General features: G+C 30.9%; 19 protein-coding genes. 14 read left to right on the top strand and 5 right to left on the bottom strand.

Translation table 11 applies throughout. The features are described 5' to 3' along the window. The first annotated feature begins 43 nt into the window (after positions 1-43). From CA_RS17325 to CA_RS17305, 5 genes are all read left to right on the top strand, one after another. On the top strand, positions 44-1810 hold the full coding sequence (locus CA_RS17325; protein WP_010966640.1) for an MFS transporter: 1767 nt from the start codon (positions 44-46) through the stop codon (positions 1808-1810). A 285-nt stretch (positions 1811-2095) separates the two neighbouring features. Beyond that, positions 2096-3163 carry an HSP60 chaperonin family gene (locus tag CA_RS17320; protein WP_014519059.1) on the top strand — a complete coding sequence of 356 codons (1068 nt, stop codon included), beginning with the start codon at positions 2096-2098 and terminating at the stop codon, positions 3161-3163. Between the two features lie 12 nt (positions 3164-3175). Then, positions 3176-3502: a hypothetical protein gene (locus CA_RS17315; protein ID WP_010966638.1), complete on the top strand. Its 327-nt coding sequence runs from the start codon at positions 3176-3178 to the stop codon at positions 3500-3502. 275 nt (positions 3503-3777) lie between these two features. Beyond that, positions 3778-4716: a barstar family protein gene (locus tag CA_RS17310; RefSeq protein ID WP_010966636.1), complete on the top strand. Its 939-nt coding sequence runs from the start codon at positions 3778-3780 to the stop codon at positions 4714-4716. Between the two features lie 90 nt (positions 4717-4806). Beyond that, on the top strand, positions 4807-5241 hold the full coding sequence (locus tag CA_RS17305; protein ID WP_241393810.1) for a hypothetical protein: 435 nt from the start codon (positions 4807-4809) through the stop codon (positions 5239-5241). 112 nt (positions 5242-5353) lie between these two features. Here CA_RS17305 and CA_RS17300 read toward each other — a convergent pair whose 3' ends face one another. After that, positions 5354-6049 carry a YoaK family protein gene (locus CA_RS17300; protein ID WP_010966634.1) on the bottom strand — a complete coding sequence of 232 codons (696 nt, stop codon included), beginning with the start codon at positions 6047-6049 and terminating at the stop codon, positions 5354-5356. A gap of 158 nt (positions 6050-6207) precedes the next feature. Between CA_RS17300 and CA_RS17295 the strand changes: the two genes are divergently transcribed. Continuing rightward, complete coding sequence (locus tag CA_RS17295) at positions 6208-7146, top strand: LysR family transcriptional regulator (RefSeq protein WP_010966633.1); 939 nt, start codon at positions 6208-6210, stop codon at positions 7144-7146. On the opposite strand, the gene CA_RS17290 is transcribed toward CA_RS17295, so the two are convergent. After that, positions 7134-8015, bottom strand: a complete 882-nt coding sequence (locus tag CA_RS17290) for a LysR family transcriptional regulator (RefSeq protein WP_010966632.1) — start codon at positions 8013-8015, stop codon at positions 7134-7136. The two genes, CA_RS17295 and CA_RS17290, sit on opposite strands and share 13 nt — an antisense overlap. A 256-nt stretch (positions 8016-8271) precedes the next feature. On the opposite strand from CA_RS17290, the gene CA_RS17285 reads away from it, so the two are divergent. After that, a complete protein-coding gene (locus CA_RS17285) occupies positions 8272-9093 on the top strand; it encodes a nitroreductase family protein (RefSeq protein WP_010966631.1) in 822 nt (273 codons plus the stop codon). 386 nt (positions 9094-9479) lie between these two features. Then, positions 9480-10325: a DNA adenine methylase gene (locus CA_RS17280; protein ID WP_010966630.1), complete on the top strand. Its 846-nt coding sequence runs from the start codon at positions 9480-9482 to the stop codon at positions 10323-10325. A gap of 114 nt (positions 10326-10439) precedes the next feature. On the opposite strand, the gene CA_RS17275 is transcribed toward CA_RS17280, so the two are convergent. Next, the gene (locus CA_RS17275) at positions 10440-10889 is read right to left on the bottom strand and encodes a hypothetical protein (protein ID WP_010966629.1); all 450 of its coding nucleotides are present in this window, start codon (positions 10887-10889) and stop codon (positions 10440-10442) included. A 202-nt stretch (positions 10890-11091) separates the two neighbouring features. Then, a complete protein-coding gene (locus CA_RS17270) occupies positions 11092-11454 on the bottom strand; it encodes a VOC family protein (RefSeq protein WP_010966628.1) in 363 nt (120 codons plus the stop codon). A gap of 360 nt (positions 11455-11814) precedes the next feature. On the opposite strand from CA_RS17270, the gene CA_RS17265 reads away from it, so the two are divergent. The 5 genes from CA_RS17265 (at position 11815) to CA_RS17245 (ending at position 22361) form a co-directional block, all read left to right on the top strand. Then, positions 11815-17202 (top strand): type I polyketide synthase, encoded by a 5388-nt coding sequence (locus CA_RS17265; protein ID WP_010966627.1) that lies wholly within the window; start codon positions 11815-11817, stop codon positions 17200-17202. Positions 17203-17382: 180 nt separating this feature from the next. After that, positions 17383-18732 (top strand): MATE family efflux transporter, encoded by a 1350-nt coding sequence (locus tag CA_RS17260; protein WP_014519056.1) that lies wholly within the window; start codon positions 17383-17385, stop codon positions 18730-18732. A 164-nt stretch (positions 18733-18896) separates the two neighbouring features. After that, complete coding sequence (locus CA_RS17255) at positions 18897-19547, top strand: hypothetical protein (protein ID WP_010966625.1); 651 nt, start codon at positions 18897-18899, stop codon at positions 19545-19547. A 176-nt stretch (positions 19548-19723) separates the two neighbouring features. Continuing rightward, on the top strand, positions 19724-21835 hold the full coding sequence (locus CA_RS17250) for a methyl-accepting chemotaxis protein (protein WP_010966624.1): 2112 nt from the start codon (positions 19724-19726) through the stop codon (positions 21833-21835). A 163-nt stretch (positions 21836-21998) separates the two neighbouring features. Beyond that, a complete protein-coding gene (locus CA_RS17245) occupies positions 21999-22361 on the top strand; it encodes a DUF2512 family protein (RefSeq protein ID WP_010966623.1) in 363 nt (120 codons plus the stop codon). Positions 22362-22385: 24 nt separating this feature from the next. Here the strand turns inward: CA_RS17245 and CA_RS17240 are convergent, their stop codons facing one another. Next, positions 22386-22973: a DJ-1/PfpI family protein gene (locus tag CA_RS17240; RefSeq protein ID WP_010966622.1), complete on the bottom strand. Its 588-nt coding sequence runs from the start codon at positions 22971-22973 to the stop codon at positions 22386-22388. A 115-nt stretch (positions 22974-23088) separates the two neighbouring features. On the opposite strand from CA_RS17240, the gene CA_RS17235 reads away from it, so the two are divergent. Further along, positions 23089-23946 carry a LysR family transcriptional regulator gene (locus CA_RS17235; RefSeq protein WP_010966621.1) on the top strand — a complete coding sequence of 286 codons (858 nt, stop codon included), beginning with the start codon at positions 23089-23091 and terminating at the stop codon, positions 23944-23946.

The following is a 23946-nucleotide window of genomic DNA, read 5'->3' as shown; positions in this document are numbered from 1 at the left end:
TTTTTTTAAATCTAAATGAACAATGTTCAGAAAGGGGAATATTATGAGTAAAGACAAAAAAAGAATTATTGCATTAGCAATCTTTTTATTGGGGATTTTTATGGGTGCGATAGATAGCGGAATTGTATCGCCTGCCAGAGATGTTATAAGAAGCAGCTTTGGAATAGGTGAAAGTCTTAGTGTCTGGATGGTGACAATATACACTTTAGCTTATGCTGTATCTATGCCAATAGTTAGTAAGCTTTCTGATAGATATGGAAGGAAGAAAGTCTATGTTATTAGTATAGCAACCTTTGCTTTAGGGTCTTTCCTTTGTGGGGTTTCAAACTTTTATGGCAACTACACATTTTTTCTAGTAGCTAGAGTAATTCAAGCTATCGGTGGTGGAGGGATTATGCCTATAGCTAATGCATTTATAGGAGTCAGCTTTCCGCCTGAAAAAAGAGGTACTGCACTAGGTTTTGTAGGAGGCATTTACGGAATTGCAACTATTTTAGGACCTACAATGGGATCTTCTGTTTTGAATTTAGCAGGGAATAACCATTGGGGTTGGATATTCTTTATAAACCTTCCTATAAGCTTAATTATCTTAGCGCTGAGTGTTAATTTAAAAGAGAATCTTGGAGAGGCAAAAAAGAAGATGGATTTAAAAGGAAGCATTGTGCTGAGTGCCATGATTTTAAGTCTTATGTATGCTTTGACTAACTTGAACTTTTCAGATATTGTTAAGAGCTTACGAAGTTCAGTAGTGTATCCCTTCTTAATAGTATTTTTTATTACTTTACCCATATTTATAGTTATAGAGAAAAAAGCAGAAGATCCAATCCTGAATTTAAGATATTTTAAAGAAAAACAAATACTTTTAACTTTAATACTTGGTTTTATAACGGGAGTAGGACTTATGGCAGTTATATTCATTCCCCAGTTTGCTGAAAATATATTGAAATTGAAGACGGGAAATGGAGGATATTTAGTAACCTTCATGTCTGTTTTCGCTGGAGTAAGCGCTCCACTTGGGGGCAAATTTATAGATAAGTATTCAGCTAAACTTGTTACAGCTCTTGGAATGATTTGTACAGTTTTTGGAACCTTTTTCTTAGCTTTTTATACAACCTCAAATCCAAATTTTATTTCTATTATGATAGGACTTGTGTTTGTAGGTTTCGGAATGGGCTTTACAATGGGAACTCCACTCAACTATTTGATGTTATCATTTGTGGATGAGAAGGAATCTGCATCGGCTCTTTCAACTTTATCACTTATAAGATCAATCGGTGTAGCAGTTTCTCCGAATATAATGATAAATTTTATATCAGAAGCAGGTAAAAGAGTTCAAGGAAATATTATGTCGGTGATGCCGCAAATTTCGGTTCCAGTTTTTTTACAAGGTAAGAGTGCTGTAAGGACAATTGATATATCTAAATTATCAGGCAGTGGGAAGATTTCAAATGCAGCTATATCAAAGTTTCAGTCAGCGGATGTAACTAATATAGTAAAGGTGCTAAAGGAGTTTGCAGCAAGCATAATTGATAAAATGCTTCCTGGAATAAAGGCGCAAATTTTAAGGCAGATGGGGCCTACTTCTAAAATGGCGCCACATATAGATTTAAATAAAGTGTTTTCTAGTTGGAAGGCGGATTATTTGAATAAGATTGACCAAAAAAGAGCAGTAATTGAAAGTACCTTTCAGAGTACCATAAGCTCAGGTTATAAAAACATGTTTATTGCTGCAGGAATAATAGCATTGGTGGGTTTTATAGCAGCTCTAATGCTGGAGAATAAAAAGATGAGAGTTAAAAATAATATATAAAACAAAAGGACGATGCCGTAGCATATTTTTAATGCTACGGCATTGTCAATTGTATAAATTATACTATGCCGTAATTCAATATGTTGTTTTGTTGCCTATAGCTACTTTTTATTATCGTAATTTTTGCATTATAATAGTTAAAATTTAAGGGATGTTTGTTAATTAGATTAAAATAATAATTAAAATAGTTGATATAATTTACTAAAAATAGTATTATAAAAAAATGAGTTATACTAAGGAAGAAGTGGTAAATTGGCGGACAAAATAAAGATGGAAGTGCGTATTATGGACTCCATGATATCTAAATTTAAGCAAATGGGGGATATGTCAACTACTGCGATAAATAGATTAAGACAAGCACAAAATGGAGTTAAAAATGTATATGTAGGAGCTTCATCAATAGAAATACAAAGGAATATAGATGATGTCTTAAAATCGGGTAAAGAAGTAACAGAAACGCTATATAAATTATCAATACAATTAAGTAAGGCAAAAGATGCTATAATAAAAGCAGATAAGGATAGTGGCAATGGTATAAAATTAAATACTATAATTAGAGGAGAAGAGAAATTCTCAAAAGTTACTGATTCAAAAGAAACTATAAGTAATATGAAAAAGGCTGTAGGATATGCAAGTAAGGTAGGAAGTGGTATAGGATATTTTGAATTAGGTGCGGCAGTTTCTGTTGCCAATAATTTAGCACTTGGTTTGCCTGGTTTATTAGGCGTATATAATGATAAAAGATTAATATATAAGTTAGAGAATGAAAACAGGTATGGAGTTTTAGCAGCATATCAGTACGGTAAAATGGCTGGAGATTTAGAAGGTGAAGTACAAGGAACATTAGAGCTTTTTGGTGGACTGTCCATTATGGGGGTAGGAGGATTTGGTGCAGGAGCACTAACATTAGCTACCGATGGAGCTGCTGCGCCGGCAGTACCAGCAGTAGAAAGTGTTGGTGTTGCGGTAGCTGCACACGGTGTTGGAATGATAGGCTCTTCTCTTTCACATTTTGGTAGTGATTTTGCTAAGGGGAGCTTTTATCTTAGTAAGATGGAAAAGGGCTATAATAATCCTAGCGAAATTACTCCAAAGGCTATAAAAGATATAAAGAAAAAATGGGGACAAAAAGGCATTGAAGCTTTTGAAAAAGCTAAAAATAAGGGTATAGTAGGTGCAGAAGGTCAAAATGGAATTAAGAAACTAAAAGGTCCAGGAATGAAAAAAGGAGATAAAATATATACATATGAAATAAAAGTAAAAAATAAAGAGTATGGAGATTATCGAATTTTAGGTTATAAGAATAGTAATGGTGAAATTATATTTGATTACTTTAGAAAAGGAATGCATTAGGGAGGCTAATATATGAATTTAGAAGAATGGTTATCTGAACATGATGTGAAAGAAATGGTTTTAAAAAACTATAAAAATTATATATTTTATTACAAAGAGGAAGAACCTGAAGATTATAATGAGGTATTTGGTGATAAAAAAGAAAAGGATATTAAAATAATTTTTCACAGTGTAGCTTATGTAATAAATACATGGCAAAATTATGATACCAATGATGGTACATATAAATACATATCTGTTAAAATACGATTAGAATACAATGATGATGAGTTTGCTGAATATGAAGTTATTTATGGTTTAGATGGAGAATATCATGATGATTATTTTAGAGAAATATAAATAAGTGTATATAATAAAATAAAAAGCATTTTAAATAAGATATAAGTGGTAAATTGACGAAAAAAATAAAGATGGTACTGTTGTTTATGATTCTAAAGGGAAACCCATAGAAACCAATAATATGATTTTAGTATTGCATGATAGTTCAAAAAATATTATTAAAATGGGTTATGTAGAAAATCATAATTATAATAGAATAAAGATTTTTCCTGGCCCATGGTTTCCGGATGGCGGTAAATAATTAATGTAATTATATTTACAATAGGAGTGATAACATGAAATATAAATTTTCATTAAGTTGTGATGATGAATTAGTAGGCTACTGCCAAAATATAATTGGGTTAAATGGCGATTCTATTTTAAATAATGATAATGTAAGATATCATAAATTAGAACTTATTGATTTTCAAGTATGTGATGAATACCTAAAATACTTAAAAAAAAGTAAGGCTACTATTATAGGACCATGTACTTTAGATGTACTAGATTTTCAAGGAATATCAATAGGTGAATATCAATTCAGCATAATTGAAGAAATAAAACATAATGAACTAGAAAAAATTAAAAATGATGCAAAACTATCTCTGATTGTAGTTCTAAATAGTATTACTGCTGGAGATGAAATAGAAATTTGGGATAAGTGGAGAACAGGTAAACCAAACCAAAAAAATGAATGGATAAAACTAAGTGATGAAAACAAAGAGGCATGGTTGAATATAGTTAAAATATATCATTTTAGTTATAAACGATCTTATTATGAACCATATGAAAATGTTAGTTATGAAACATATTATTTAGATGGGAATAATATCACCACTTATGAATCTTTTTTCTGTGCATTAGGTGAAGCAATCAATGGTCCTGGTGGATACTATGGAACTGATGAGCTAAATATTTTAGATTGTTTAACTGGAGGATTTAAAGCCTGTGCTCCGTTTAAATTAGTATGGAGGAATCATAAAATTGCATTGAAAAACTTGAGTATAACGGAATGGGAAAATAAAATTGAGAGAAACAAAAAAGAAAACTCAAAAATTTTTGAAGACGATTATTTTCATAGTAAACCAGAAAAATCTTTCTTTGATACTATTATAGAAATTTTTGTTGAACACAAAATTACAGTTATGCCTTTATTTTATAGAGTTATAAGTAGTCGAGGAAATAATACAGCGTTTGTAAGTAAAGCTTGGTCGGATTATGTAGTTTATATATAATATAAAAAATAGTTTATGTTTAGAGGTAGATTAAAAAAAATCTTATTTGTAGTCTTAATTTTTATATTGATAGGAGTTATTTTATTTGGTATGAGGGTTTTTAAAAATAGGAAAGTTAAGATTAGTAAACCTGATTCTAATAGAAATATGTCCTTATTAAATTATTCATGTAAGTATATAAAAATTATTAGAACTGGTAATCCAGTAATGGAGAAGAGAGTTACTTCCAGTGATGATATAAAAAGAATAAAGAAATTTTTTACATCTATAAAAATTAAGAAAATTCCTAATCCGCATGTTAAGGGATGGGCATTTTCTATAACTATGGTCAATAATAATAAAGATGATCTTTCTATAAGTATATTTGGTGATAAAATTTCTTATAATGATTCTTTTTATAGTATAGATAAAAACGTTCCTCAAGAATTTCATAAGATATATAATGAACTGCATTATGTAGAACAAAGGCCAAAGATTCAAACTTTTGATGGCATAGAATTTGAGAAAGACTATTATAAGAAATAGTTTGTTTTATAACGGTTACTATGAAACTCTTAATTACATAGCTTATATAGTGTTCAGAGAATAAAATTTAGGGGCTGTCGCACTAAAAAATTATTGCGATAACCCCTTGTTTTCATTTTAAATCCATCAATATAAGTATTATAAGTAGTAATATATCTACCAACCATACTGCATGGACACCTGTAAATAAAGTTAAAAAACCACCAACAGATACCCCGCATATAAAAGCAAAAATAATAGCAAAATATCGAATTGATTTTACGGCAGCTTCTTTGTCCCTTTTTGAAAATGCAGTGTAGGCCAAAAGTGAAGCTGAACGTAAGTTTCCTGTACACATTGTAGTTGCATAGGTTGAGTTTCCAAGCTTTTTAAAGGAACAGTATTGGAGAGATGCAACAAAGGAAACTGTGATATTTATAATAGAATTAGAAACGGAGTTAGGTATAAAGCCAATTATAAAAAGTATGATTATTTCAAGTATTAAAATTGATCTCTGCCAGTTTGGTATAAACGGTAGCGATGAACTTTTTTTTATTATTTCAGCAGCAAAAACTCCTAAAATAAAGGCTATAATAGGTAAAAGATAAATTAGTGACTTTTTAAATTCGCCTTTAAAGGTATTTATACCAAGAAGAACAATGTTTGCAGTTTGGGCATTGGCAAAAACACCACCACGGCCTATAAAGGTATAGGCATCTAAGAAACCACCAACTACAGTTAATAGCGCACCAAGTGTTAGAGATTCACAAGCAAAGCTAGGAATACTTATTTTGTTTTTTTGCAATATATCAATATCTTTTGTAGACAAGTTCTGATAACTTCCCTTCGTATTTAAGTGTAAATCTTTTGTTAATGAACATTTATATTATATTTTCATTTTAATTAAGTGTATAATACTATTAATATTATATAGTTCATAGGATAAAACTATATTAAGTGAAAAATAGATTAAAAGGGGGAAAAACATTGGATTTTCGTCAATTTGAATATGTAAAGACCATAGCGGAGGAAAAAAGCATCTCTAGAGCGGCAGAAAGACTTTATATATCACAACCATCCCTGAGTCAATATATAATAAGATTAGAAAATAGCCTAGGAGTAAAATTATTTGATAGAACTTCAGCAACTATTACTTTAACCTTTGCAGGAGAGAAATATATTGAAACTGCAAGAAATATAATTAATTTAAATAATCAGCTCACAAAGGAGTTAAATGATATAGCGAATTTGAGTAAAGGTCGTGTTATAATTGGGGTTCCAAGTCAAGCGGGTAGATACATATTGCCTCTTGTAATACCTAAATTTTATAAAGAGTACCCTAACATAGAGATAATTGTTGAAGAAAATATAGTGTCTGAGTTAGAGAAAATGCTATTAGAAGGAAAAATAGATATTGCAATATTAACGCTTCCAGTGCAGCATGAAAAAATTACATATGAGTCTATTATGAATGAGAGAATTTTTCTTATAGCGCCTAAGAAACATCCTATATGTAGTGTTGATGGAAGGATTAGCTTTAATTTTATTAGAAATGAGAAGTTTATACTACTAAAAAAAGGACAGAGAATAAGGCTTATAGTGGATGATATATTTTCGAGAATAGGAGCTAAACCAAATATAATTCTCGAAATTACAAATTTAGATGCAGCGTATCGTATGGCGTCATCAGGAATGGGTTTTACTATTGTTCCAGAGAATGTGTTATATCTTTTGAACACAAATGGAAAAGAGAATGATTTTATAATAGATAGCCTCGAGCATACATTGGTAGTTGCATATAGGAAAGGGGAGTACCTTACAAGAGCATCCCGTGAATTTATTGCAAATTTAAAAGGGGTTATGAAGATGGATTATAATAATAAAAATCACAATTCAGTAAGTTATAAAAAAATCTATATAGACTGATTTTCTAATACGTAATTAATGAATTTATCTATATGAGGTGATATGTAGGAGTCCTCTAACCAACCCATATAAATAGTCTTATAGCCTAAATCTTCTTTTATTTTAATAATAGAAACTGCATTTGTATTAATAAGGGGTGTATTTGGAACTATTGTTATACCTGCACCTGCCGCAACTAAACCACCAAGCATAGATACTTCATTAGGTTGTACGGAAATTTCTGTAGTATGATTTATAAATTCAGAGTAAGAAAGTAAATTATCCTTTGTGCTATCATTGAGTACAATAAAGGATTCGTCCTTTAAAGTTTTAAGAGAAACCTCTGTTTTATCTGAAAGAGGATGTTTTTTTGGCACAATAAGAACGTACTCTTCCTTTGATACTGGTACAGATTTAATTTCTCTAAACTTATTGATATAATTTGGATCATCATAAAAGCCTAAGGATATCTTTCCGTATTGTAAATCCCTAAGTATTTCAGGCGTAGCTTTATGGCAAAATTCAAATTTTATATCTTTATGCTCATTTAAAAAGTTGCCTATTAAAAAAGGTATGAAATATGATCCTATGCAGTGAGTTGATGCTATAGATATTGTCGATTTATTTGGGTTAAGCATTTCCTGAAGTTCGTTAATACCCTTTTTTATTTCTGTTAAGGCTATGTTTGAATGTTTTAAAAATACTTTTCCAAAAGTTGTTAGTTCAATATTTCTACCGTTTCGTTTAAAGAGAGGTGTATTTAATTCATCCTCTAGCTTTGAAATGGCTTTGCTTAGAGCTGGCTGAGTCACTGAACACTCTTCAGCTGCTTTTGTAAAGTTTTGTGTTTCTGCTATTTTTCTTAGATATTCTAATTGCTGTAAATTCATATTCTATCTCCTTAAATAACTTTTGGTTATTAAATTGTGAATAATATTAATTGGACACAATAAATTGTTCAATGTTATAATTATAACGAAGAATAGTTCTGATATATTGATAAACGGGCTTTAATACTAGGAAAGTAAACAATTTTAAGAGTATGCTATTAAATATATTATAGATTATATTTACAGAGCTATTTATAACTATTATAAATTTTATTTATGGTTATGTCAAAATATATTGAATAAGGAGATTGATATTATGATGACAGTAGATATTGAAAAGTGCATAGGATGCGGGAAATGCGTAAAGGATTGTTTTCCAAAGGATATAGAAATAGTAGACGGTAAGGCAAAGATAAACAATGAAACTTGTATAAAATGTGGGCACTGTATTGCAGTCTGTCCTATGAATGCAGTATCAACAGATGATTATGATATGAGTGAAGTAAAAGAATACAATAAAGAAGAGTTTTCTGTAGATGCTGATAAATTAATGAACTTTATAAAGTTTAGAAGAACTATAAGACAATATAAAGATAAGGATATAGAAAAAGAGAAAATAGAAAAGATTATTGAAGCAGGAAGATTTACTCAAACAGGAAGTAATATGCAGGATGTTTCCTATATAGTTGTTAAGGATAAGATAAATGAGCTAAAGGATTTAGTATTTGAAAGTCTTAAAAATATTGGACAAAATATGCTTAAGGATTCAAAGAACGGAAATGCTTTAACAAAAAGATATGCAGAGATGTGGCTTAAGATGTATGAAGCATACAAAGAAGATCCCGTAAAGAATGACAGATTATTCTTTAATGCTCCAGCTGTTATAGTTGTTACTGCAGCTTCACAAGTTAATGGAGCACTTGCTTCTTCAAATATGGAGCTTATGACAGATGCTCTAGGGCTTGGAACATTCTTTAGTGGATTTTTCATAGTAGCAGCACAAAATAGTAAGGAAATTCAAGAGTTTTTAGGAATACATGAAGGTAAACAAGCAGTAACTTGTATGGTAATGGGATACCCTAATGTAACATATGCTAGAACTACACCTAGAAAAGAAGCGGATATAAGCTGGAAATAGGTAAAAAATAACATAAAAAATAGGCATAGAATGTCATGTTGATATTCTATGCCTATTTTTTACGGTTAAATACATAATAATCAATAATATAAATATACTGGAACATATATTTTGGGCTATTTTTCAAATAGAAGTGTAAAGTACGTAAAGTGGTAATGTGAGGGGTATTTAAAAGTTATGTTCCATTCGATAAAAGTAAATATAATTATATATTTTATGAGGAGGTGGATAATTCCATTACTTACATGGAATTCATAATCATATGGTCATAATTATGAAAGAAAATTAAAAAACATATGGATAGGGTTATTTTTATTTATTGAGATTATATAAATTTATTAGACAGGATTTATGAAAGGTATGGGTAAATAGGGAATATGAGAACAATGATTAAATATAGGGGTGGAAAGGCGAGAGAAATAAAAAAATTTATACATCACTTGAAAAGTCAAAAATATGATAGCTATTATGAACCATTTATTGGTGGTGGAGCGGTATATTTTGATTTAGAGCCCCAAAATGCAATTATAAATGATATAAATACTAAATTAATAGATTTTTATGTGGATGTAAAAAACAATTTCAGTAGGATAAAAAATGAACTTGAATTTTTGGAGAATGTGTACAATAAAAATCAGCAACAATATGATGCATTGAAAATGATTAATTCTGAAGAAAGAGTTTTAAGTATGAATGAGAAGTTGTATTATGAGCTGAGAGAGGAATTTAACTACCCAACCGGGAAGTATTTAAGAGGAACAGTGTACTATTTTATTAATAAAACCTCCTATTCAGGAATGATTAGATACAACAAAAAGGGCGAATACAATGTCCCTTTTGGAAGATACAAGGGGTTTAATGCAAAGGGAATAGACATTAAACATTATGAGCTGCTTAAAAATGCACAAATACTTAATTTGGATTATGAGGAGGTATTTAAAAAAGCTAGCTCTAAGGATATAATGTTCCTAGATCCACCATATGATTGTGTTTTTAATGATTACGGTAACATTCAATTAGGTGGAGGTTTTGATGAAGACCAGCATAGGCGGCTAGCAGAAAATTTTAAAAATTTAAATACTAGATCACTTATGATTATTGGTAAAACAAAGCTTACAGAAGAATTATATAGAAATTATATTGTTGATGAATATTCAAAAAAGTACTGTGTTAATATAAAAAACAGATTTAGGAACTCAGCTATTCACATAGTTGTAAGCAATTATTTATAATTAAAATAAAATAATTTTAGGATTTTTAAGAAATTATATAAAGTAAAAGGGTATAAATAGTTATTGATTGTAATAAACTATTTATACCCTTAAAAGTTTTATATATACTTATTACTACTGTTTATTTCTACGAGATTGTTCGTTTAATTTTTTAGTTTCAGCTAAGTCGTTGCTAGCAGGATCACTATTTGAACTTGAATATCCGGCAATATTAGAAAAAGTACCACTCATACCAGAGCCTATTGGCTGATCTTTTGCAGCAGATTCAGCGTTAAGTCTTTTTGTTTCTTCAAGATCAGAATTGGCACTATTAGAGAAACTATTATTTGATCCGCTTGTGCTAGAGCTCATAGAAGATCTTCCGGCAGCAGCTTCAGAATTTAATCTTCTAGCTTCTTGTAGGTTAGGGTCTGATGCTGATGCACTGTTTGAAAAACTGTTAGAACCAGAAAAAGCACTACTGTTTGTGCTTGCAGCATTTTTGAAGGAACTAGAGCTTGCAAATGATTTTTGTGAAGCAGATTTAGCATTTAATCTTTTTGTTTCTTCTAAATTATTATTCATAGTGTATTCTCCTTTTCTAATATGATTAAATTGAACTAACAACTTAGTTCTATAATAGCTTAACCAATTAGGAAGCTTATATGTTAAGAAACTTATGTTTATAAAGGTAATAATTAAATTTCAAGCTACTTTCTAAGCTCTAAAAATGCACCATACTTAAGATAGGTTATTAATTTGTACAATCTTTCTATAGATAAAATAATCACTTTATGGGACTAGTTATTTCAATAGCATTTCCTTCACAGTCGGTAAATTCCAAAACTTTATTTTTCCCTATATTAGTAAGAGGAAAAACAATTGGGCAATTCAACTCCTTCAGCTTTTCTAAAATTAAGTCAATATCATTAACCTGAAAACTTGGGAGACAATTATTTCCCCAAATTTTCTTTTCTCCTGTTTTTTTATTTGCAAATAAACCATATCTAAATCCGTTAATATCAAATACGCTATAAATTTCATCTTTCCCAGTAACTTTACAATTGAACAAATTTTCGTAGAAATTAATTGCTCTATCCATATTGTGTACGCATATATACATTGAATTTATTTTAAAGGACAAGTTCATGCTATTACCTCCTTGCTTAAATCTTATCAAACATATGTTCTAAAATCAATTTACGAATATAAACTAAGCTGAATATGAAAATGTTAAATTAACATATCAAAAGTTTAGTTATTGTTAACTAATTTACAAAAAATGCAAAAAAGGTGTGATTGTAAAAAGAAATATTGCATGGTATTATATTGTAAAAGATACTATTTTTAAAATAAAAGAATTTTATTTACTTAAGTGTATAATTGAGTTACTTTTTGATTAACACTTAGACTTAAATTAAAGGAGGAAAGTTATAAATATTAAAAAGAGTTGCAGCATTTTAAAGAGACTGCGTGTAGCAAAATTAAAAGACAATAGGGGATGAGTAGAATGGCTAAAATAGCTATAATAGGCTTGGGATTAAGGCTTCCAGGCGGAGCTGATAATAAAGAAAAGTTGTGGGATATACTTGCAAAAGGGGTTGATTGTACTATAGATGTTCCAAAGGATAGGTGGAATATTGATTTGTTCTATAATCCAGATAGGTCGGCTATAGGGAAAACACATGCTTTTCGTGGGGGATATTTGAATAATATTGACAAATTTGATGCTGGCTTTTTTGGCATAACGCCTAGAGAAGCTTCATCTATGGATCCACAGCAGAGGATTTTACTTGAAACTTCTTGGGAAGCCTTTGAGGATGCTGGTATTGATACAACAAAACTTGCAGGTAAGGATGTAGGAGTTTATATAGGAGCGTTTACAGTTGATTACAAAGTGCTGCAGTTTAATTCGGCAAATCAACCATTGCTTGAATCACAGTCAGCCACAGGAGATATGATGACTATGGTTTCAAACAGATTGTCATATGTTTATAATTTTACAGGACCGAGTATGTCAATTGATACAGCATGCTCAAGTTCTTTGGTTTCTCTTCATCTTGCTTGTAAGGCTATAGAAAATAATGAATGTTCTATGGCTATAGCAGGTGGGGTTAATATAATGATAAATCCTCAGTATACCATAGCAGAGTCAAAAGGAGGATTTCTTTCACCAGATGGAAGGTGCAAAAGTTTTGATGCTAAGGCAAATGGTTATGCAAGAGGGGAAGGAGCAGGAATAGTAGTATTAAAGCCTCTGGATAAAGCTATTGAGGATAACGATAATATCTATTGCGTTATTGAGGCTACAGCTGTAAATCAGGATGGACATACAAAGGGAATAACAGTTCCAAACGGTGAGGCTCAAGAAAAGCTTATGGAAGAGGTGTATGAAAATGCGGGGATATCAGCTAAAGATATTTCATACATTGAAGCACATGGAACAGGAACTCGTGTAGGGGATCCTATAGAAGCTAAGGCAATTGGGGCAGCTTTGGGAAAGGATAGAAGTAATACAGATAAGTGCTTTATAGGTTCTATGAAATCAAATATTGGACATTTAGAGTCGGCAGCAGGAGTAGCGGCAACAATTAAAGCATCTCTTATGCTTAAAAAGAAGCAAATACCACCAAGTATAAATTTCAATACTCCAAATCCTAATATACCATTCGATAGCATGTGTATAAAGGTTCCAACAAAGTTAGAAAAGCTGCCTTCAAAAAGAGGTAAATCTTACATAGGAATAAACTGTTTTGGGTTTGGTGGTACAAATGCTCACGTAGTCATGAGTAGTTACTCTAAAAACAATAAAGCTAGCAATAGAAATGAAGTAACTAAAAGAGAGCTGCCATATGTTCTTACAATATCAGCAAGAAGTGAGACGGCTTTAATGGAATTGGTTAAAAAATATAAGAAGCATATACGTAAGGCAGATGATGAATATAGTTTAGAAGATTTATGCTATTCCGCAGCTAGAAGACGTGCGCATCATAATTATAGGATGGCAATTGTATTTAATACAAAGGAAGAATTGTGTGAAAAGATTGATAGCTTTATTAGAAAAGAAGATATAGAGGGAGTTTTCACAGGTGGTAAACTGTCTCATAAAAAAGAAAAAGCTGTTTTCGTGTATACAGGTATGGGGCCTATCTGGTGGGCAATGGGAAGACAACTTTTAGAAACTAATAAAATCTTTAGAGGAGTAATTGAAAAGTGCGACAAGTTTGTTAAGGAGTATTCTGGTTGGTCACTTATTAAGGAGTTAATGGCAAGTGAGGATAAGTCTAAACTTGGAGAAACACTGTATGCTCAGCCAGCAAATTTTGCTTTGCAGATAGCACTTACAGAAGTATGGAAGTCTCTTGGGGTCATTCCAAGTGCAATTGTGGGACATAGTGTAGGTGAAGTGGCAGCAGCTTTTGAAGCTGGTATTTTTAGCTTTGAGGATGCAATGAAGGTAATAATCGAAAGAAGTAGATGGATTAATGAAACTGAAGGAAAGGGAACTATGCTTGCTGCAGGAATTTCAGAAGAAGAGGCTAAAAGCTTACTTGAAAAATATAAACAGGGAATGTCTATAGCAGTTATTAATAGTTCTAAATCAGTTACTTTATCAGGAAAAAGAGAAGTCCTAGAAAGTATAAAAGAAGAGCTTGATAAAAAGCAGGTTTTTGCTAAATTTTTAAATGTAAATGCTGCATATCACAGTTACGAGATGGACAAAATTGTAGGAGGACTAAAGGAGTCATTATTAGATATAAAACCAAATAAAGCGAAAACGCCAATATATTCAACTGTAACAGGTAAGTTAATGGTAGGTACAGAGTATGGTGCGGATTATTGGTGCTCTAATGTTAGAAACACTGTAAGGTTTAAGGAGGCTATTACAAATATAGCTGATGATGAATATGATACATTTATAGAAGTTGGACCTCATCCAGTATTAAAGACTTCTATACAAGATTGTTTTACAGACTTAAATAAACAAAGTGAGGTATTTTGTTCTATAAGACGTAAAAAGAATGAACTAATGGAGATTGTATCAAACTTAGCTTCACTTTATGTGGAAGGGTATTCTATTAATTGGGAACAGACTTATCCAGTTGGTAGCTATATTGAACTTCCTAAGTATGCATGGCAGCGCGAAAAGTATTGGATAGAGAGCGAATTGTCTCAGGAAATCAGATTAGGTAAAAACATGGATTCCATACTTGGACGTCCCCTTAGATCAGAAAAGCCTTCCTGGGAAACAGAAATGAGCGAGTTTAGAAATCCATTCCTTAGTGGGCATAAAATACAAGGAGCTATATTGTTTCCAGCCACTGGTTATATTGAATTAGCTTTTGCTTGCGCTAAAAAAGTAGTAAAAGATTCAGAATTTTATATGAAGGACATACAGTTTAGTAGGGCATTGTTCTTAAATAATGATGATGCGCCTATAGTTCGTACAAGTTATAATCCTTCAGATAGAACTATAGAAGTGTTTAGTAGACCAACAAGTAATACTAATAAGTGGACAAGCCATTGCATATCAAAACTAGGTAGAAGCATAAATTTTTATGAATCTAGATTATTATCTATAGATGAGATAAAAGATAGATGCACTGAAACTATAAGTAAGGACGAATTTTATAAATATATTAGTGACTATGGTTTTCAGTATGGAACAAGTTTTCAAGGAGTAAAAAAGCTTTGGAGAGGCGAAGATGAAGTTTTAGCTTTAATAGAAGCTCCTATTGAAACTTTGGATTTTAAAATAAACCATGTACTGCATCCTGCATTATTAGATTCTACACTTCAAAGCATGATTTCAATAATGCCTTCAGTAAGGAATGCAGCAGGAGAAGGCTTGATACCTATGGGGATTAAAGGACTTAAAGTATATAAAAAGCTTGAACCAATCATGTGGACTTATGCTAAATCAAGAATAGCAACAAATGATTATATGGTTGCAGACTTAAAAATATATGATAGATTTGGGCAAATAATTGCTGAGATTGACTCAATAGAGGCTAGAAATATTAATAATGATGAGAAGAGAGATAGTACAAATATAGATAAATGTTTATATTCCTTTGACTGGGAAGAAAAGGAAAAGGCTGAAGAAGCGAGTATGCTTTTAGGTTCAGAGGAAAAATGGGTTGTATTATGCGATAAGTCAGGCTTTGGAAGTGAGTTCATTAAATTAGCTCAATCAAATAGAGTGGAGTGCATTCCTGTAGAGTATGCTTCCAATTTATCAGGAGAACATATTAAGGTAAATCCAGAAGAAGAGGAGAGCTTTGAAAAAGTATTTATACAGCTCTCTGAAAATAAAAAAATAACAAAAATTATAAATCTATGGCCTTTGGATGCACATGGTGAGGAATCAATTGAAGATAAGAGTCTTAAAGCTCAAACCAATATAGGCAGTATTGCACTCTTAAATATGTTAAAGGCTATTAGTAAATTGAATATAGCACCTAAGATATGGACAGTTACTAAAGGCTCACAATTTGTTAATGGAATAGGAAGTGAAAAAGGACTTTATCAGTCTTCTATTTGGGGAATTTCAAGAGTATTTGGTTATAATGAAAAACCAGAATTATGGGGTGGAATAGTTGATATTGATGTGGAGGCTACTTCTAACATAAGCAATATTATAGCTCTATTCAAAGAGATAGTTTTACCTGATAGAGAATCTGAAATTGCATTTAGAGACAATAAGAGATTTGTTTCACGCATTAATAGAGTAGATACAAAGAAAAATGAGCTTCCAATTGAATTTGACAAAAACTCAAGTTATCTTATAACAGGAGCTTTTGGAGCTTTAGGTATGCTATTTAGTAAATGGATGATAGCACATGGAGCAAGAAACTTGATACTTATGGGAAGAACGGCTTTGCCTAACAGATGTGAGTGGAGAAGTGTTGATAAGGATTCTAAGATATTTAGTAGAATACAATTTGTAAAAGAACTAGAGAGACTTGGAGCAAATATTCATATTGCAAATGTTGATGTTTCAGATAAAGATAAACTTAAGGAATATGTTGAATTATATAAAAAAGAAGATTGGCCTAAAATAGCTGGTGTAATTCACACCGCTGGTATAGTTAGAGACAAGCCTATTGATAGTATGGATTTAGATACTTTTAGGCAGGTTTTTGCTCCAAAAGTACAAGGATCATGGAACCTTCATGAGGTATTTTCAAAGGAGAAGCTTGACTTCTTTATCTTGTTTGCATCTGTGGCATCTAAATTAATTGTGTCAGCAGGACAAAGTAATTATGCCTCTGCAAATGCTTTTATTGATGCTCTTGCAAATTACAGAAGATCAAAAGGCTTGCCAGCACTTGCTATAGATTGGGGACCATGGTCAGAGGTAGGAATGGCTGAAGAGCTTGATTTAACAAAATATTTTGAGGAGAGAGGTGTAGGAAGCATTTCTCCAGCAGCTGGTGAGAAGATTTTAGAATCACTTATAGGAACTAAGCTTTCTGAGGTTTGTGTAGTTCCTAATGTAAAATGGTCGCTTGCTACAAAATCTTATCTCACAGAAAATATACCATTAACCTTTGAACATTTGTTGGAAGAGGAAAAACCAAAAAATACTTCGCATAGTAAAAACACTATTTTAGAAAATGATTTAGAAGAGGCTGCTATTGAAGAAAGCATGGATGAAAAGTCTTCTGTCGAGAATCGTCTTAAGAATATAATCTCGGATGTTACTAAGATTGATGCATCAAAGATAAAAGTTGAGGATGCCATTAGTGATCTTGGCATAGATTCAATGATGGCTAATGAAATAAAACATAAGATTAAAGTTAACTTTGATATTGTTATTTCTGTAGTTGAACTTTTAAAAGGAAATTCAATTAAACAACTAGCTGATGTAATGATGAGCAAAGTAACTGCATAAAGAAAAATATTTTAGTATGCCAAATGAAATTTATATTTTGTTTGGCATACTTTTTTTATGTAAAAATATTTGAAGTAATCGGTTCTTTAATTTAAATGTGAACAGGTATATACTTAAATTATAGAAAAAAAATTTTTTGTTGTTAGCGTGTGCATTAAATGGTATTGGATGGTGAAAAGTTTGGCTACAGATATGACAGAAGGGAATGTGTCAAAGCACTTGATTAAATTTGCTATTCCCCTAATCCTTGGCAATCTATTTCAATTAACTTATAACGCTTCTGATTCAATTATTGTAGGAAGATTTGTTGGAAAGAATGCTTTAGCAGCAGTTGGTATAGCAAATCCTATTATGAATATAGTCATGTTTTTTATAGTTGGAATATGTCTTGGAGCATCTGTTCTTATGAGTGAATACTACGGAGCAGGTAACGTAAAAAAATTAAGAAGAGAGATTTCTACAACAGTTATAGCTGGATTTATATTTACTGTTTTAATTATTATTATTTGTGTGATTTTCACAGAACCTATATTAGGGCTAGTAAAAACACCTAAGGAAATAATTCCGGAAGCTGCGATATATCTTAGGATTATATTTATAAGTCTTATATTTACTTTTTTTTATAATATATATGCAGCTGCACTTAGGAGTATAGGAGATTCTAAAAATCCGCTGCTTTTTTTGATGATATCAGCAGTTTTAAATGTAGTTATGGATATTGTATTTGTTGTTTGGCTTAAAATGGGTGTGGCCGGTTCAGCCATTGCAACATCTGTAGCAGAGATGATGTCCTGTGTCTTTTGTATTGTGTATGTTCATTTTAAAATACCAATACTAAAGTTTTCTTTTAAAGATATGGTAATTGATAAAGGCCTTTTAAGATCAACTGTGAATTATAGTTGGGCTACAGCAATGCAGCAGACCTGTTTATATGTAGGTAAGTTTATGGTACAAGGAGCGGTTAATCCTTTGGGGGTAAATTCCATTGCAGCTTTCAATGCAGTAAACCGTGTAGACGATTTTGCATTTGCACCAGAACAAAGCATAAGCAATGCTATGACTACTTTTTTAGCTCAAAATAGAGGAGCAAATAAGTACAAGCGTATAAAAAAAGGTTTCTTAACAGGGATGAAGCTCGAGACGTTGTATTGGTGTATTTTAGTTGGAATAGTCTATTTAGGATCTACGGCTATAATGAAACTTTTTGTAAGTGGAAGCGAAGTAAAGGTTATAAGCATTGGTTCTTATTACCTAAAGCTAATGGCATTTTTCTACTTACTTCCAAGTTGGACAAATGGTGTGCAAGGGTATTTTAGAGGTATGGGAGATATGAAAATCACCTTAAGATCTACGTTCTCTCAGATAGTAGGAAGAGTAGCTTTTTCATATATACTTGCACCTAGAATAGGTATGGTTGGAATTGCTTTTAGTTGTTTGGGAGGATGGATAGTAATGTTAGCTTATGAGGTTCCATGCTTGATAAAATATAGAAGAAATTTCAATAATAAGCTTTCAGAGAGTTCAATTTAAAATTAAATATATAAAACTTAATTTCACGAAGGCTATGACTAGAGGTTATGATCAATTTTGCAATCATAATTTTAGTCATAGTTTTTTATATATGCAGTTTGGAGTTTGAGTTTTATGGCAAGGATATTATTATATAGAACTTGTATTTAATGGGAGGGGTAAATTTGGTTAAGGTTTTTTTAAAATTGGATCATGGAACACCGCAATATGCATGCAGCTCCTGTAGCAATTGTAATAGCGTTTATGGAAAAAGTATGTGTAAAATAAAAAGCAGGGGATGCTGCTGGTACTTTCCTAAGTTTACGCTTTATGAAATTCATAAAATGTCTAAAAATAATCTTGGACGTGAAACTTTAAGAAAGATACTTAACATTCAAAGTACTAAAATTTATAATTATTATATTCATGCTAAAGGATATTTTGATAAGACGTCGTTTAATAAGTATATTAGTTCTAATAATCAATATGAGGATGTTAAAGATAAATCTATATTCTTTAGAGCATGTCCTTTTGTAGAACCTGAAAAAGGATGCGCTTTACCACAGCAATACAGAAGCTTCGTTTGTAACTTTTTTATATGTGAAGAGGTAAAAAAAGTTTTAAAAGGGAATAGTGAATTTAGAGATTATATCAAGGAATGTAATAGTTATGTAAGATGGATTGATTGGGAGAACGTCGCGCTAAGAGCTATGCTTGATGAAAAGAATATTAATCTAGTGGATAATTTTAATGAAGTGATTGAATTTTTAAGTGAAGTTCCTCTTGAAAACTTTGAATTTAGAAAATTAAAGGAACTTAAGGTTGCTGGAGAATAGTATTTATTAAAGGAAAAAAATATGGATATTTAATTTATATAAAGAGAACACGTGTGCATCTGTTGATGGTTTTATTATGATTAAGAGTATATTATTTAAAATAATTCTAATATTTTTCTTTTGTGTTTCGATAATAGATGTATTATAGAAAAGTATAAAAGCAAGAGGTGAAGTAAATGGAATTATTAAAAAAAACAAAAGAACATATAAGTTTCAAGATAATACTGCCTATTGTTATTTGTTGTATTCTGTCTATTGTTATTACAGCAGTGGTCTGTATTCAAAAAACTACGGGTTTAGTTACTAATGAGGCAGAAGATAAACTAATGGAGGTATCTCAAAATAAAGCTAATGATGTAAATAAGCTTTTGCTTAACACAGAAACATCCACAAGTGATGTAGAAAACTTAATAAATTCTAATTTTGATGCAAATAGAGCTAAGATTGATGGAAATTATACGAATGAATATGTGCAATCGATTGATGAATATATGAAGGAGATTGCTACTAAAAATAATAAGGTTTTAGGAATTACTGTTTTATTCAATCCGGAAGTAACAAAAAATTTGTATCAGATTTGCTATGAAAAAGAAGGAAGCCAGGTTAAAGAGATAAGTAAATTTTCAATAAGTGATTTTGATCCAAGTAAAAAAAGTATGGCTTGGTACTATAATCCTGTGAATTCCAAGAAAGCAATTTGGAGTGATCCTCATTATGATGCATCAGAAAGCTCAAATGCAAATAGTAAGGATATGAGAATTGCATATACTAAACCGATTTTTAAAAATGGTGAATTAGTTGCCGTAATTGCAATCGACTTATATTTCAATGATTATGTTAAGATGATAAATAATGTTAAGCTATATAATAGCGGATATGCCTATCTACTTAATGACAAATTTAATTTTGTCGTTGATAAGAAATATACGACTAAAGATAGTTTTCAAAAAGTAAATAATGGTTTATTCAGCAAATATACTGATAAAATGGCATCTGACAGTAATGGGGTTGAAGACTATAAGTTAAATGGTGAAGGTAGAGCGTTTGCATACAGTAAATTAATTAATGGGAATATAATGGTAGTAGATGCACCAAAAAAAGAAATGCTAAGCGGATTCTCAAGTTTAAAGATATATATAACTGTATTAGCATTGATTTTAATTACACTAGGAACATTTGCAGCTGTTATTATAGGAAGAGTTATAGCTAAACCTATTATAGCCACAACTTCTTTTGTAAATAGGACAGCTGAATTGGATTTAACAAATGATGAGAGTTATGATTTTCTTTTGAATTACAACGATGAAGTTGGAGTTTTGATTAAGTCCTTTGTTAGAATGAAAAAGGAACTTATAAAAATGGTTAAAAGTATTATGACCTCTTCTGACAAGCTAGGTATTTCTAGTGAAAAGCTTTCGTCTACAGTAGGTGATATGTCGGTAAAATTTAATGAAATAAATGGAGGCTCAAAAAAGATATCTTCAGACATAATGAGTACAAGTGCTGCATCAGAGGAGATTACAGCATCAGTAGAAGAGATAAACTCTTATGTAACTGAATTATCAAATAAGGCTAACGAAGGTAGAAATAATTCTGAAGGAGCTAAAACAAGAGCGTCAGAAGTTAAAAATAGAGTTGAGAGCACATCTGAAAAAATAGATGAAGTTTATAAAGAGAAAAAAGATAGAATTCTAAGTTGTATTGAAGAAGGAAAAGTTGTACAAGATATAAGACTTATGACAGAGGCAATAACGGACATAGCAGAGCAAACTAATCTTCTTGCTTTAAATGCGTCAATAGAAGCAGCTAGAGCGGGAGAACAAGGCAAAGGTTTTGCAGTAGTAGCTGATGAAGTTAGAAGATTAGCTGAAAGTTCATCAAAAACAGCTAACAGTATTAAAGATGTAACTATAAAAGTAGAAAATGCATTTAAGAATATAGCTACAAGTAGTGAAGAGATATTAAGGTTTATACAAGAGGATATATCCAATCAGCTGGGAGAGCTCAATAAAATAGGTGATAATTATTATGAGGATGCAGATTTTATAAGTAGCATGTCTACTGAAATTGCATCAATGGTTAACGAATTAAACACAGCAATCGAACAAGTAAGTGAAGCTGTACAAAATACAGCAGTGCTTCAACAGAGTTCTTCAGAAAATATAAGCGTTATAGATGATAGTATTAATGAAGCGTCAAACGGAATCAATGAAATTTTAGACACAGCTAAAAATCAAACGGCAATGTCACAAGAACTTAATAGTATAATAAATAAGTTTAAAATTTAAAGTTTAAGAAGAAGTATGTTTTGTCATAATGTTATCAAAACATACTTCTTTTTTATGCGTATAATAAAACAATTACTTTGAATTTAGTAGCTATTAAAAACGGATATTTGAAATAATAAAAGGAATACTAGTTATATAAAAAAGCTACAAAGGAGGCATTACAATGAAACATGCATTGGCATTAATAATAAAGTTTGTAATGGTTACAATTGTTTTAGAAGTTGTACTTAAACTTATGACTAATTTGACCTTTGGAGATATAGTATATATTTCAATAGCAGTAACAGCAATTGCCTACATTGTTGGAGATCTTATGATTTTACGTGTTTCTAACAATTTTGTTGCAACCCTTTCAGATATTGGTCTTGCTTTTTTAATTATACTTATGTTTAATTATTCCTGGTATAATGTTCGTATATCGGTTATCGATGCACTTGTTGCAGCTGTAGCTACAGGTGTTGGAGAAATATTCTTTCATAAGTATGTTGAAAATTATGTATTTGTTAAAACTAATAAATCTGAATAATGATAAAAAATTAATGGGATTTATTTAAATGAATCCCATTAATTTTTTTACTTTAGTACAATTTTCGGTAGATGTAAGCATTTCTAAAAGAGTAAATGCTACGTTAAATGCAGTAGAAGGATTATAGGAAGTTATAACATTCTTATCTATTACAATTGGCTGATTCTCTAGAATCTTCACTCCAAACTTCGATAATTCGTATTGTCTTTTCCTGTCATTTAAATTATAAGTGGTAGCAGTTCTGCCTTTTAATATTCCGCTCTTCCCAATAGAGAGAGCGCCAACACATACAGAAGCTATTATTTTTCCTTTAGCATTAAAAGTTCTTATTAAGTCTAAGAAACTATTACTGTAGGCATCAATAAAAAATCCAGCTTCTTCAAAGCCCCCAGGAATTACAAGAGCTTCGAAATCATCCACATTAACATTTTTAATTTTAATTTCAGGTAATACTGTAAAGTTCCAAGTGCATTTTATTTTGTCATGCATCCCAGCAGTCACCACAAGTGTGCTTCCATCTCCTTCCAGCATATTCCACCCTAATACATCAGTAAAAACACTTGCTTCGACAGCTTCAAAACCATTTGCTAATAATAAAAGTATTTTTTTCATAATAAAATCACCTCGTATATAAAGTATATGTCTAAGTTTATAATCAGTAAAATTGAAATATATGAAGTTTATAATCGATAAATATGATAATATAAAAATAAGGAGATGAATTAGTATGGAAATAAGACACTTACAGACATTTGTTTCAGTGGTTGAAAAGAATGGATTTACAAGGGCATCAGAACATTTAGGGTATGCTCAATCAACAGTTACAACACATATCCAGGCGCTTGAGGAAGAATTAGGACAAACACTATTTGAAAGACTTGGCAAGAAAATAGTTATAACCAGCTTTGGAAAGCAGTTACTTCCATATGCTAGAGAAATGCTAAGAATTCATAGTGAAATAAATAATATGAGCAAAGAGGCGGATGAGGTTAAAGGAGAAATAGTAATAGGAGCTGGTGAATCACTATCGATATATAGGATTGATAAAATACTTAGAAATTATAAAGAGAAGTATCCTAAAGTATCTATAGTTTTAAAAAATTCAATTTGCAGCGATTTAAGGAAAAGACTTTATGATGGTGAGTTTGATTTAATTTTCACTATTGAGCCAAGTATTTTAGACGATAACTTGTTTATTACAAAGTTAAAGGAAGAAAAGTTGGTTATGATATCGAGTAGTGGATTTTCAAATAGCGAAAATGTAATATTTAGCGAGAAAGGATGTAGCTTTCGCAATTCATTTGAGAGTTATCTGAAATTGAAGAAAATAAAATATAAAAATCCTTTAGAACTCTCTAGTATAGAAGCAATTAAAAAATGTGTAATAAATGGGCTTGGAGCATCAGTACTTCCTCTCTATTCAATTAAGGAAGAATTGAATAATAATAGTATAAAAGCAGAGGACTTAGATGAAACTTTTGAAAAGTACTATTCTAAAATAATTTATCATAAAAACAAAAAGGTGTTTCCTGCCATGGAAAAATTTATAGAGATAGTTTTAGATGAATCAAATAACTGGAATTAA

Source organism: Clostridium acetobutylicum ATCC 824 (assembly GCF_000008765.1).
GTDB lineage: Bacteria > Bacillota > Clostridia > Clostridiales > Clostridiaceae > Clostridium_S > Clostridium_S acetobutylicum.
The sequence above is the reverse complement of the archived record's forward strand: the minus strand, read 5'-3'. Positions and strand labels throughout refer to the sequence as shown.